Source organism: Mucilaginibacter koreensis (assembly GCF_054783355.1).
In genome coordinates this window covers 305,911-318,978 of sequence record NZ_BAAGQS010000001.1, presented here as the reverse complement: position 1 = coordinate 318,978, position 13,068 = coordinate 305,911, and the positions used below count along the sequence as shown (strand labels likewise).

The window sequence follows — 13,068 nt, the reverse complement described above, 5'->3', positions numbered from 1 at the left end:
TAATCCGTCAACTTATTGAATTGATGAAAATGATTTTTGAAACGGATTTGAGAGAATTTGCAAAATTCTTTTGAAGCGCGAAGAGCCGGTTTTGTAGTGCCGGCACTAGTGGCGCTGATTTGAACCATTAATCGGGCATTTTCTGGGACGATTGACTTAAGCATAAAGCTATAAGTGAAGAAGTACAGAATTTTTTAAAAGTTGAATCTTTTGTTTAGGAATATCCAAGGAACTCGAATAATTATCTCCGAATTGAATTCTAGCAAATTCACATTCATAGTTAGTATTACTAATAATAAAGAGGTTAAAATACTTGCCATTCAAATCTTTTGAGCTTAAGAGAATATTGTCGCCGAATGTCTTCGTGGGCGTAAATTCTACCCAAACATTAACTTGTCGTTTGATAAGGTCGACGGTTCCCCACTTATAAACAACTTGGTTTTTATCTGGTGCTGCTTGGTAAGTGACTATAAGGTGAGAGTTTTTACCTTGAAGGTCATTATTTTGGATCATGATCTTGTCGAACAGACTCGCATCGAACAAATGAAATGGAGGAAAGAAATCATTTAATTCAGATTGTTCAGTATTTAAACCATGATTGATATTTAAGGATACCAGCAAAGAATCGTGCGGAGTGTTGAACTTCTTAACTATATAAGAATTCTTATATGTATAAATTTTTTTTATTTCAAGGCTATTATCTTCAATCTTTGAACCTGGACTTAGTGTAAACCTCTTGTCAAATAATAAAATATTCAAATTAGCCATATAGCTACCATGATTATTTAAGTCTTTGCTATTTCCGGAAAAGTACATATTGTCAAGGCGAAATACCAACGATACAAAAAAGCGTATGTTGTTGATTGGACTTTGTAAGCGTTGAAATTCAATCAACGACTTATTGGAGTTGCGTAATGATAGACTTGTTGTATTCAATAGTTGCTTGGTGTATACCAATTGCCTTGAAAGAGCTTCGGCTTCTTGCCGTTGAGCTGACAACACCTTTGAGGTGCTGTCGAGCTGCTTTTTAGCGGTTTTAATGGACTTACCAAGATCTTCTGATATCTGTATTGATTTACCTAAATTCAACGACAATTGCTTTTTATATAGCAAATCATTGGCTACTGCTGTGGAGTCGGCTCTTTCTTTTTCTTTATCTGAGTGATAAGAGCCAAAGAACCCAACTATGGCACCAAATATAGGCACTAGCAATAACCACCATTTGATTTTAGTTCGACGTTCTTTAAAATAATCAATAGTTGCGGCTACAGCAATCGTCAATATAGGGGTTAAATAAAGAAGAATTTTGCCCAAATCTTTCTCGGTCATCAATTTGATATTTCGTACAATATCTTACAAAATATATATTTAAACAATCCCACCACCGCTTTATAAATTCTCTTAAAACGGTCGTTTTGTGAAATTAATTAATAAGCCTAATTTTGTTAATATGTATGAATTAGATGTACCCACTATCATCTTAATTATTGTATCGCTTAGTTTACCTACCTCATTATTTCAATATCTGATATATCGATATATCATTCATAAACAGCCAATGTCTACTCACAAAATCTTTCTTTTGAGTACTGGCGGAAAAGTAACGACCACATTGTTTTCGCTAGCATTTACAGTTGTTTTAATTTGTGTCGTTTTTTCGTTTGCTAGACATTAACTACATCCTGTCTCATTAAACGTTCGTTTTGTGGGACGTCTTTTGATTTAGTAGATACTTTATATTTGCTCCTGACAACTTATCACTATGCACAAGTCCTTACGTTCGCTCATATTCATTGCGGTACTTTTACCGACCTTTGTTCTTTTTGTCATCATCCAAAAAGTATTCATAGAAGAGCTTGACGAGTCGCCTACACAAGCGTTTTTTGTCTCAGGATTCGGAAGAATACTAACGTTAGTGGCATGCTTTGTTATGGTGCTTATTGCTGACCAATACTTAATTGACCGCTTTCAAATATCTTTTTAAGCCTCTGCTACAAATTGCTCAAGCGCCCACGCTTGAGCAATTTGTAGCAGAGCCGCTTGTAAAAAAATTAAAGCGTCTACTTTTGAGCGGAAGGGAGTGTCTACAGACCACTGACTTAAGACCAAATTTCTTCTTCTGTAGCCTATCCTATACCTTTATCATATAACATATCCTTACCTTACGACAAATCATCTTTCAAGTTATGCAAATGACCGACGCCGCTTACTGGATAGCACATTTATCCCTGATACGCCATCCCGAAGGTGGTTTTTATAAAGAAGTTTTCCGTTCAGCAAAGCAAGTAAACCGGGCAGGGAGCGCCAGGGTACTACAAGCCTGCACCTCGATCTATTATTTATTGGAAGGCGATGACTATTCGGGTTTCCATCGTATTTTATCAGACGAGATATGGTATTTTCACAAAGGTTCCCCGCTTACAGTGCATATCATCACCGCTGATGGCCGGCACGAGGCGCACGAATTATCAGACGGGCCGGAGGGTAGTCTTTCGCTGGTGGTACCCGCCGGACTATGGTTTGCTGCGGAAATACCACAAAAATCCGGTTACACACTGGTGAGCTGCGCCGTTGCGCCCGGGTTTGAGTTCAGCGAATTTGAAATGGCTGATAAACTCAGATTAATTCAGCGTTATCCAGGTAATGAGCAGTTGTTTGACCGGCTCTGCAGAGGATAGTTGGTCAAGCCCATCTTCCGCTCAAGCGTCCACGCTTGAGCGGAAAATAGAGGACATTGAGTTAATTTTAACCTTGCACTTGTCAAACAATTTAAAATACCGCTGCTTTATACAAGCACCCGTTGAAGGCTAAAATCGCAATGAATCGGATATCCTAGCTGATACTTAAAATAAATATTAAAGCCTGCCCAATGGGCAGGCTTTAATATTGGTGAGGTTACCCGAACAAGCAAATCATTTTACTGCAACCCGAACCCCTAATTACATTTCGTGGCCCGAATACATTAGTTTACAACTTAGGAAGCTTGAAATAAAAAGTTGACCCTTTGCCCTGCGTACTTTCTACCCCGATTTTGCCTTTGTGCCGTTCAATAATTTCGGAACAAAGGTAGAGCCCAATACCAAAGCCGGCAATGTTTTTAGTAGCTGCATTTTTCACCCGGTAAAACCGGTCGAACAGTTTCGCTTTATCGGCCTCACTGATGCCTACCCCGTAATCAGATACCCGCAGTTCAACCAGTTCACCATCGTCCATGCAAACAATATCTATGCTGTTATTCTGCGGCGCGTACTTTACTGCATTCGAGATAAAGTTGGTAATCACCTGCCCTATCTTGTCACGGTCTGCCTGCAACAGTGTAGACGTGCAGGCACTAAAGTTTAGCTGATGCCCGGGGTGCGCAATACGGCTTTCCTCCACAATCTCTTCAACCAGCACTTCAATATCAAACACCTCTTCGTCCAGGTGGATTTTGCCCGATTCGAGCCGGGCTACCGTTAAAAAGCTGTGAATCATCCGGCTCATTTTGGCAATTTGGTTGCCCGCCTTGTCCAGCAGTACTGTCATACTTTCATTGGCATCTCTTTTTGCCCTGAGTTTGAGAATTTGAAGGTAGCCACCCAAAGAGGTAAGCGGCGTTTTCAGCTCATGGCTTACCATCCCGATAAAATCATTTTTACGCAGCTCGTCCTGCTTTAGCTCGGTTACATCCAGCAGTACCCCGCTGAGGCGGGTTGCCTGCCGATGGTCGTTAAACAAGGCCTTACCTTTAGCCCTTACAATTCTGGGAATTGGATTGAGCGGATTGATGATGGTGTAATATACGTCATAATTACCGCCCGACTCATAAACCATTGCCTTACGTATGGCAGTAAGTACCGTTTCACGGTCGGGCTCTGCAATCACATCAGTAGCCTCATGCAGCTCAATTTCATCATCGGGCTGCAAGCCAAACCAGGCCTTGGTGAGTGAATTACCTTTAAAGCGGCCGCTTACCGGATCATAATCCCAGGTGGCCAGCCCAGCTGCTTCAACGGCTACATGCAAATCCTCCTTGCTTCCTAACAGCGCAGCATTTGTGTCAGCAAGTTTTTCATTAGAGAGCTCCAGTTCATCACGTATGCGTTTATACTCTGCAGAGACACCTTGCTCATTAGTAAGCAAACCTTTCGATACCAACAGTTCATTTTGGGCACTTAAGTAAAACGCAATCAGCTCCGAGAACAGCTTGAACATGTTAATTGTGTGCTCATTATTTAATTGTGCCGAACGAGAATCAAGCGCACAAAGGGTACCAAAAAAGTCACCGGTTTTCAGAAAAATTGGTACTGAAATATAACTTTGAAAGCCGTACAGGGCTGGTGCAGGATGGCTGCCGAATTTAGCATCTTGCGCAATATTATCGATAACAACTTCCTTATTTCTGACATGCACTTCATAACACAGTGTGCTGTCCAGAGCCAGTTGTGAGCCGGCTTTGACACCCAATCCCAATTCATCTCGTACCGCACAGGCAATCCACTGGTCGCCGGTAATATGGGCTACTGCTGCAAAGCCTAAACCTGTGGTTTGACATATGACTTTGAGCATAGTATCAATTAGTGGAATTTGAGTAACAGCCGATATAGCCGCTGACAATGAGCTTGAGGGGGATGATGGCATATGATATTCAGAATAACAGCAAAAAACAAAATAAACATGAAGCTAATCATAATTATATATTACCGTGACGAAAGTCGGCATTTATTTCAATGGTTAAAGATTCTCTTTAAAGGGTCGTTTATTGAAAATTGTTTATAAGCGATTTTACTGGCTGTGTTTGGTTTTACTCCCCTATTGCTGGCGTAGGCCTGCCGCGTGTGCCTTTACTTTATTTGTATAGAACGGACAATGAGTGAATCGGTATCATGAATTGGACGCATGCGGTGTGCGTGCGACAACACAGGGGCTTTGCGAGATAAATACCTGACATGCACAAAGCCTAAACACTCAAACCATTTAGCTCAAAACTTATTAACTTATTTTGATGTAAATTGCACAGCTTATCACGCTGTTAACATGTTTTATAAAACCAAATTTCATTTTTACACTGTCCTGCTGCTTTTGTCGGTAGCCTCTTTAATCAGCTCTACAGGCGCTATGGCGCAGCAGTATAATACCGCAGCCAATACGGTACAGCGCCAAGCCAATAAAGCTTACGGAAACAAAGATTTAAAAAGAGCCGCACAACTATTTATGGCCGAGTATCGCCTGCGCGACATGGTAGCCTACCAGCGCAATGCCATTGGCAATGCAGGTTACTGCTATGCCCAATCGCAAATGCCCGACAGTGCTTTGGCCTGTTTTACGGCCAGCGCCCAACAATACGGTTTCCGTAACCTCCGGTGGCTGGAGACTGCAACTGAACTGGTTGATATGCGCAAATTGGCCGGTTATGGCCTGCTAAAGCAATATCTGCAAAAACAAGAATTCATCTCGCAGAATCCTAACCAAGCGCAGATCATTACCAGTGATATCGATTTATTCTGGAAAGTGTATGATCGCTACCAAAAAGATACCACCAACGGCGGACCCCTGTTTGAGACCGAATACTTTGCCAAAGGTACACCTGCCCTTCAAGAGTACTACCGCATAAAAACGCCCAACATTGGGGGGCTTAAGGCTTTTATGCATAACATGGCCACCATGCCCGCTTACTACCGCAGCATAAGGCAAAACAGTTTAAAGGTAAAAGCCATGAAAGATACTTTCAGGCATATTTTTACCAATTTGAAAGCCTGGTACCCGGGTAGCACTTTCCCTAATACCACCTTTGTGATGGGCGGCTGGAGTTCAGGCGGTACTTCTACGGATGATGGGGCTATTGTTGGCGCAGATATGCAATCGGCAGATGCACACACGGTAACCACTGAACTGAACACCTGGCAGCAGCACAACCTGATACCCCTCAATGGAATGAAATATGTGGTAGCGCACGAGCTTATCCACGTGCAACAGGGGCAAATGACCAGCGATACTACCTTGTTGAGCTCGGCAATTAAGGAAGGCATGGCTGATTTTATAGGCCAACTGATTAGCGGCCGCACGGCAAATGAGCGGCTGCATACTTTTGCCAAAGGGCGCGAAGCGAAAATATGGGCCGACTTTAAAAAGGAAATGTACCTGAACCGCTACAGCAACTGGATTGCCAACAGCAACCAAGAAACGCCCGAACATCCTGCCGACCTGGGCTATTGGGTAGGCTACCAAATTTGCAAAGCTTACTTTAACCAGGCCCCCAACAAAAAACAGGCAATATATGATATGTTGCACATCCAAGATTACAAAGCCTTTTTGGCAACCAGCCAATTGGATGCAAAGCTAAGTTTACACTGATGAACAGGGCCTTTATACATATTCCTCTTACTATTAGTTAATGCAGTTGGATATTTGTTAAAGGAACATTTTGAAAAATTTATAAAAACTAATTTTATACCACATTATTGCATAAACCCTGCACTGGCTTGAGTTTAGCGCAGCGTAACTTAAACCCACAATGCAGTAAGCTTTCAGCTTACCTTTCTAATTGAATATTGCTTAGAAAACCCATCTTCCACCCAAACGCCCACACTTGAGCCACTTGTAGCAGAGCCGCTTGTAAAAGGTTCAAGCCTGGACGCTTGAGCGGAATGGAGTATCTACAGAACCCTGACTTAAGACCAAATTTCTTCTTTTGTAGCATATCCTATACCTTCGCAAATAACATATTGTTACCTTACGACAAATCATCTTTCAACTTATATATATGACTGACGCCGATTACTGGATAGCACATTTATCCCTGATCCGCCATCCCGAAGGTGGTTTTTATAAAGAAGTTTTCCGTTCTGAAAAGCAAGTAAACCGGGCAGGGAGCGCCAGGGTACTACAAGCCTGCACCTCGATCTATTATTTATTGGAAGGCGATGACTATTCGGGTTTCCATCGTATTTTATCAGACGAGATATGGTATTTTCACAAAGGTTCCCCGCTTACGGTGCATATCATCACCGCTGATGGCCGGCACGAGGCGCACGAATTATCAGACGGGCCGGATGGTAGTCTTTCGCTGGTGGTACCCGCCGGACTATGGTTCGCTGCGGAAATAACACAAAAATCTGGTTACACACTGGTGAGCTGCGCCGTTGCGCCCGGGTTTGAGTTCAGCGAATTTGAAATGGCTGATAAACACAGGTTAATTCAGAGTTATCCCGGTAATGAGGAGTTGTTTGACCGGCTCTGCAGAGGATAGTTGGTCAAGCTCATTAGTTGAAAAAAGATGTATTGCCCCTCTGCAGTGCTTACCTGCTATTTAAAGTTTCGGAGACTCTATATTGAACGATCCGCTTACCCGTAATACGCCTGGAGGGACCCATAGGCCACTAACCCTACTCACTTCAGCATCAAACGTACCTTTAGCGCTGGCGTATTCTTTGCCGGTGTCAATGGTCGCCGAAAGCAGTTTAGCATATTGAGCTCCCTGAGGTGCGCTGAAGTATACAGCAGATGCACGGCCATAGAAATCGCCGTCAATGATCAGCTTGCAGGATTGAAGTTGATATCGGCGTGCTATATAAAGAAATGTAATTTGCACCTTCATAAAACCATCTTTATCCCCGCCCTCAATAGTCATTTCGGGTATAGGCCTCATCGGCAAAAGCGCCGGTTTAGAAAACGCCACTACCGGATCATTGTGCAAGGATTTACTAAGCACAAATGTATTGCTGTTTATTTTCAACACCATACCGGTAGGCTGACCAATGGGTACACCGTTATCTCCGGTGCTGTTGGGCAAACCGTAAGGCATTGCACCAAAATCTGCCGGCTGAAAATGCCCGACTGGGTTTGAAATGGAACTGAGCAAAAACGGGTCTGCAGCTACACTGGTATCGCTGCCGGCAGCAACTTGTGTTTGTACCTCCTTTGTAGCAGGCACGGCCTCCGAAGCAATAACGCCTTCTTTTTTACAAGAAGTAAAGAGGAGCCCGACCATAGAGGCCATCAGCAGTGTACGGTAAGCTTTTTTTAACATGATGAGTAGAGATATGTAAATGCAAGTAAGTTATTTGCCAAAAGAGTAATAAACCGATAAGGCAAGGTTGGAAACCAGGTTGGCGCCAAAGGCATGGTCCCGCTGCTCCTGCATCAGCCGGCCGCCGGATAGCTCTTTGTAATACACCTTTTCATAAGACAGGCTCCCTATACTGGCAGCCAGCCCGATTCTGCGGACGGGAAAATAAACAAAGTCCAGCCCGATTCCTGCATTTAACCTGTTTTCTACAGTGTCCTCATTAAAGCTCTGTGTATCCTGGTAATTCAAGGTCGCCCTGCTATGCTGATAGCTGATATAAGGCCCCACGCGGAAGCCAACTTTGCCCTCATACAAAAAGTACTTTCTTAAAAATACACCGGAATAAATGCCTTTTTCCTTACTTGCATCGTTACCTAAAGCGCTGAAGTTATTGTTTAGCGTAGAGCTGGAATAACCCACAGAAGCACCCAGATCGAGGTTATTAGCCACGAAGTAGCTGTAAGAAGGCCCAATGCTAAAATAGTTCATTTTATCCTTGCTCACCGTAGTGGCACCATTGCCGGCAGGATCATATTCTGTGGTAGTACCTTTGCCGATGCTCAATGAGAACTGCCCGCCCAGCAGCTGGCTGCCCTTTTGCGTTTGGGCCTTAGCGGCTAATGAACACACAGAGATAAAAAGTGTTGTTGCGAGTAACTTGGTCATGAAAGTGATAAAGTGTTATTTTTCAGAGCGCTAAAGTAACGTTTATAAATGTCTTAACTATGGCTTTAAGAATTTACTTTGTTTAAGCTCAAGCACTCACGCTTGAGCAGTTTGCAGCAGAGCTGCCTGTAGAGGGACTAAGCGCAGACGCCCGAGCGGAAGTGATAAATATATTAATTATTTTATTAAAGGTAGGCTTAATGAACGCAAAATCCCCTACTTTCGCTCAAGCGTCCACGCTTGAGCAACTTGTAGCAGAGCCGCTTGCATAAGGCTCAAGTGTGGACACTTGAGCGGAAGAATAGGGTGAATTGAATTGTTCTGTATATTTGTATGTAGAACCATTATTTAATGCACTTATCAAAGTATTATATTCAGCTTTTACAAATCATTTTAGGCTGCCCTGCTTTCTTCATTGCCATTTGGTTTTTTCTTAAGTATATACAACCAAACGCTATTGACAAACGCACAGGAAGAACATACCATGACAATCCTAAAGAAGTTGAAACCGGGTTGATAATCGCCTGTAGCTTCTTGATGATTATGCTTCTACTGATAGTAATTGGACGGCACTGGATACCGTCATTCTCCTCACTAAAGAGGAGGTTATTGGTGTTGATTAAATAATTATTTTGGTCATACTTAATTAAATGTGGATATCACTGGGACTATTCTTTTTGCTGATGCTCGTTATAGTGGGCATCCCAACACTCATTATATATTTACTTTTATATAGGTTTTACATTAACAAGATGAAAGAAGGACCCGCTCAGTGGTTTTTACTTTCTCCAGGTGGTAGAATGATCACCCTATTTGCTGCTATGCTTTTGACAGGTGGTATTTATAGCCTCATCATTCTATACGACTTAAATTCCCGTTAAAGGTTCTTTATTATTACTTGCTGCATTGTTATCAACAAAATACATCTGCTCTTACCAACTTATCAGTATGCACAAATCTTTACGTTTGCTCATAATCATTGCAGTACTTTTGCCAACCTTTATTTTATTTATAATCATCCAGAAGGTCTTTATCGACAGATTAGAAGAGTCGCCCACACAGATTTTCCTCATTTCAGGACTTGGAAGAATCCTGACATTGGCAATTTGCTTCATTGTTGTTCTGGTTACTGATCAATATTTGATTGACCGCTTTCAGATATCTTTTTAAACCTCTACTTCCGCTCAAGCGCGGACGCTTAAGCGGAAAAGAAAAGACATTAATTCACATATTACATTTTCCTGAATCCGGCAATGCGCAGATTACTAATTAAAACCTTTGCACCGTTCGAATATTGGAACGGAGCGCTGATGTACAGGTTCTTAGTTTCTGAAGGAAAGAAAAGTTCTGTATCTGCAATTTTGTTTTTGTCCAGGTACAAAGCAAAACGATCGCCATCTACCATTACCGAAACGTGCATTGAGCGGTTGTTATAAGGCGTTAAGTCAAACTTAGTGGCCAAATGCTTGCCGTGCTGATTGCTTACAGTTACGTCATCATTATTGTAGTATTGCAATGAAGCATGTCCGCCATCCTCTTGTATGTAACTCCTTACACTATTATCATTAGTGAAACCAAAAGATACCGGAGAAACATCGCTTACCTTATCTGCAGCTACCAGAATATCAAACTCTACCGTAAAATGTTTGGGGTAAAAAAGCTGCTTAGCCAGCCGGTAAGTGGCGCCGCCCTCCATCACCAACCATTTTCCGGGAGCATCATCAATTGTTGCCACCGTAGCAGAGCCATTTGTTTTAAGCGACCTCACCGTAGCCCCAACCGGCACTGATGAGAAGCTTTCCGAAAAAAGTACAGAATCGCCGGAGTTAAAATCAAAAGCTGTATTTATTCTTACCCGTTTACTGCCAGGCGCAGGGTTTGTTTGCGGGTCGCTTTTACGATCCATCAGTTCGCCTGCTTTCTGAGCTGCTTTATCTTTTGCTTTTTGTAATAAGCCACCAAACTGCGCCTCGGCATGAGTAGTGGCGAACAGCGTTACAATAGTAGTTAACGTAAGTAGATTATGCTTTTTCATGGGTAAATATTAGTACTGGCAAACATATAAAATTACTATTAATACTAAGGGCGGCGGTTTAATATCTATTGATACAGATTTGAGTTTAGCGCAGCATAACTTAAACCAGAGATAGGGCCGTCGGGTATATGCTTACTGTAATATAACCTATAAAAAAACTGAAATCCTCACCTGTAATACTGAAATAGTCACCACTGTTTAGGAGCCGGTTTGCCGGATATTTGTTATTCATTAACTCATTAACAAATGAATGCACCACAAGACAATCCGAATATGGTACCCGCACTCACTTCGGCAGAGCGCCAGGCTATCGAATTATTTTATTCCGCATGGAAGGAAAAGAAACCCGCAATACTGGACGGGGTTTGCACACCCGACTGGAAAGACATTCCTTTAGGCCCGGGGCAGGTAGAAGGTCCACAGGGGCTGAAGGATATCATCGAAACCTTTACTGCCGCCTTTCCTGATATTGAAATCATTATTCACGAAATTTTTGGAACCCATGAACGTGCCGGCGTACGTGCCGAAATCGCATTTACCCATGATAAAGAGTTATTGGGCATACCGCCTACCGGTAAAAGAGTGTCTGTTCCCCTCCATGAGTTTCATTACCTTAAAGATGGTAAACTAACCCATACCTGGCATCTCGAAGACTGGTTTGGCCTTTTGAAGCAAAGCGGGGCGTAAACGGCTTACTTTACTGGTCTGATTTACACTCCCCTAAACCTGGAATAAAGAGTGCTCACAATTATATATATAATTGTGAGCACTCTAATCATTATTCAGTAACCTTAAGTAAGTAAAGATCTTTCCACTGTGTTCTGCCTCGTGATAGTTAGCCGCTTGTAGTGCCTGCATATGATTGTTCACTCGAAATCCCATAGGTAAATCAAAAGGCTCATAAGTAGTGAACAATTCGGATTTCAGGTCTGATTCCAGTTGGTTCACCGTATACATCAATAAATGTTTCACTTCATTCACATCCGGAATAGTTTTCCAAGAACGTGGAGATGTTCCGATTTTAAAGGATGCCTCGAAGTCCACAGATATATGCATTGGCAATCTGCTACGCATATACATATGCCGCTGTTGAGAAGTGATGCAATGGCCAATTTGCCAAATGATGTTATTGTTAAAACCATCCGGAATTTGAAATAACTTTTCATGATTAGTGGTTGCTATCAATTGTACTAACCTGGCCCTGCTCGCTTTTAAAATTTCAAATTCAAAGTTTATATCCGCCATTTAAATTGGTTTAAGTTCTTGACAACGGAATATGTTGCGCTATTCGATAAAATAACTTTTTACTTCAAATTTTCCGGTGCAATTTTACCAAATATACTGTCGTACCTTCTCCGCTCAGGCGTTTATGCGTGTGCGGAGCGGGTACGTCAATTTAATGCCCGATATGCTTTGGGGGATTGCCCGGTTTTGTTTTTAAACAACTTTGTAAAATGAGAAGGATGTTCGAACCCCAGATGAAAAGCAATTTCGCTGATGGAATGCTCGGTGCTCCACAACAAGTGTTTTGCTTTATCTACCAGTTTTAAATGAATGTGCGTTTGCGTAGACAGGCCTGTATATTTAACCAGCAGATCGGACAGATAATTTGCCGACAAGTGAAGGTGTTCAGCAAAATACTTCACATTGGGCAACCCGTTTTCCAGTAACGAATCGGTTTTGAAGTAATCGGTTAACAGCCGGTCAAATTTTTCCACCAAATCATGAGCTGGTTTGGCACGTGTTATAAACTGGCGGTCGTAAAATCTTGAGGCGTATGAAAACATCAGTTCCAGATTAGCCACAATCAACTGATGTGAGTGCGTATCCAGGGTATTGGAAATTTCTTGATTAATATTTTTCAAGCAACTTTCTATCACCGCTTTCTCTGCATCCGAAACATGAAGCCCCTCGTTAAAATCATAATTAAAAAACGAGTATTCAGTTAATTGATGCCCCTTTGACGTTGCGTTAAAAAAGTCAGGGTGGATGAACAGGCCCCATCCCTCCACCTGGTTTGAGGCATCTGGTACCAGTACCTGGTTAGGTGCAGTGAACAGCAATGCACCTTCGGCAAAATCAATATCCGTACGGCCATATTTAAAAGTACCGTCTACCTTTTTCAGGGTGATGGCATACAGGTTTAGCCTATAAGCTACTCCGGGCTTCCGGTGGGAGCGGTCTACCCGGCCCATATCCACAATGCTGATTAGCGGATGCAATGGTTTACTATAGCGAAAAAAGTCATGCAGTTCGGCAATCGACCTGATATCAAGATATTCCATAACCCATCTTTGTATTCAAATGTATAAATGTTATG

General features: G+C 42.3%; 12 protein-coding genes. 5 read left to right on the top strand and 7 right to left on the bottom strand.

What is annotated here, in order from left to right:
• Positions 1 to 168 precede the first annotated feature (168 nt).
• Positions 169 to 1,329: a hypothetical protein gene (locus ACYVNW_RS01455; RefSeq protein ID WP_460678057.1), complete on the bottom strand. Its 1,161-nt coding sequence runs from the start codon at positions 1,327 to 1,329 to the stop codon at positions 169 to 171.
• 857 nt (positions 1,330 to 2,186) lie between these two features.
• On the opposite strand from ACYVNW_RS01455, the gene ACYVNW_RS01450 reads away from it, so the two are divergent.
• Positions 2,187 to 2,678 (top strand): cupin domain-containing protein, encoded by a 492-nt coding sequence (locus ACYVNW_RS01450; RefSeq protein WP_460678056.1) that lies wholly within the window; start codon positions 2,187 to 2,189, stop codon positions 2,676 to 2,678.
• Positions 2,679 to 2,967: 289 nt separating this feature from the next.
• On the opposite strand, the gene ACYVNW_RS01445 is transcribed toward ACYVNW_RS01450, so the two are convergent.
• The gene (locus ACYVNW_RS01445) at positions 2,968 to 4,548 is read right to left on the bottom strand and encodes a GAF domain-containing sensor histidine kinase (protein ID WP_460678055.1); all 1,581 of its coding nucleotides are present in this window, start codon (positions 4,546 to 4,548) and stop codon (positions 2,968 to 2,970) included.
• Between the two features lie 468 nt (positions 4,549 to 5,016).
• On the opposite strand from ACYVNW_RS01445, the gene ACYVNW_RS01440 reads away from it, so the two are divergent.
• The gene (locus tag ACYVNW_RS01440) at positions 5,017 to 6,333 is read left to right on the top strand and encodes a gliding motility protein GldB-related protein (protein ID WP_460678054.1); all 1,317 of its coding nucleotides are present in this window, start codon (positions 5,017 to 5,019) and stop codon (positions 6,331 to 6,333) included.
• 409 nt (positions 6,334 to 6,742) lie between these two features.
• Entirely contained in the window at positions 6,743 to 7,228 is a 486-nt protein-coding gene (locus ACYVNW_RS01435) for a cupin domain-containing protein (protein WP_460678053.1), read from the top strand.
• 60 nt (positions 7,229 to 7,288) lie between these two features.
• Here ACYVNW_RS01435 and ACYVNW_RS01430 read toward each other — a convergent pair whose 3' ends face one another.
• Positions 7,289 to 8,008: a hypothetical protein gene (locus tag ACYVNW_RS01430; RefSeq protein WP_460678052.1), complete on the bottom strand. Its 720-nt coding sequence runs from the start codon at positions 8,006 to 8,008 to the stop codon at positions 7,289 to 7,291.
• Positions 8,009 to 8,038: 30 nt separating this feature from the next.
• The gene (locus ACYVNW_RS01425; protein ID WP_460678051.1) at positions 8,039 to 8,713 is read right to left on the bottom strand and encodes a hypothetical protein; all 675 of its coding nucleotides are present in this window, start codon (positions 8,711 to 8,713) and stop codon (positions 8,039 to 8,041) included.
• A gap of 752 nt (positions 8,714 to 9,465) precedes the next feature.
• Here ACYVNW_RS01425 and ACYVNW_RS01420 point away from each other — a divergent pair.
• Positions 9,466 to 9,594 (top strand): hypothetical protein, encoded by a 129-nt coding sequence (locus tag ACYVNW_RS01420; protein ID WP_460678050.1) that lies wholly within the window; start codon positions 9,466 to 9,468, stop codon positions 9,592 to 9,594.
• A gap of 350 nt (positions 9,595 to 9,944) precedes the next feature.
• Here ACYVNW_RS01420 and ACYVNW_RS01415 read toward each other — a convergent pair whose 3' ends face one another.
• Positions 9,945 to 10,748, bottom strand: coding sequence for a hypothetical protein (locus ACYVNW_RS01415; RefSeq protein ID WP_460678049.1), 804 nt, complete (start codon positions 10,746 to 10,748; stop codon positions 9,945 to 9,947).
• 246 nt (positions 10,749 to 10,994) lie between these two features.
• Between ACYVNW_RS01415 and ACYVNW_RS01410 the strand changes: the two genes are divergently transcribed.
• Entirely contained in the window at positions 10,995 to 11,435 is a 441-nt protein-coding gene (locus ACYVNW_RS01410; RefSeq protein WP_460678048.1) for an ester cyclase, read from the top strand.
• 84 nt (positions 11,436 to 11,519) lie between these two features.
• Here the strand turns inward: ACYVNW_RS01410 and ACYVNW_RS01405 are convergent, their stop codons facing one another.
• Both ACYVNW_RS01405 and ACYVNW_RS01400 read right to left on the bottom strand, forming a co-directional pair.
• Positions 11,520 to 11,993, bottom strand: a complete 474-nt coding sequence (locus tag ACYVNW_RS01405; protein WP_460678047.1) for a DinB family protein — start codon at positions 11,991 to 11,993, stop codon at positions 11,520 to 11,522.
• Positions 11,994 to 12,139: 146 nt separating this feature from the next.
• Positions 12,140 to 13,033: a helix-turn-helix domain-containing protein gene (locus ACYVNW_RS01400; RefSeq protein ID WP_460678046.1), complete on the bottom strand. Its 894-nt coding sequence runs from the start codon at positions 13,031 to 13,033 to the stop codon at positions 12,140 to 12,142.
• Positions 13,034 to 13,068: the final 35 nt, after the last annotated feature.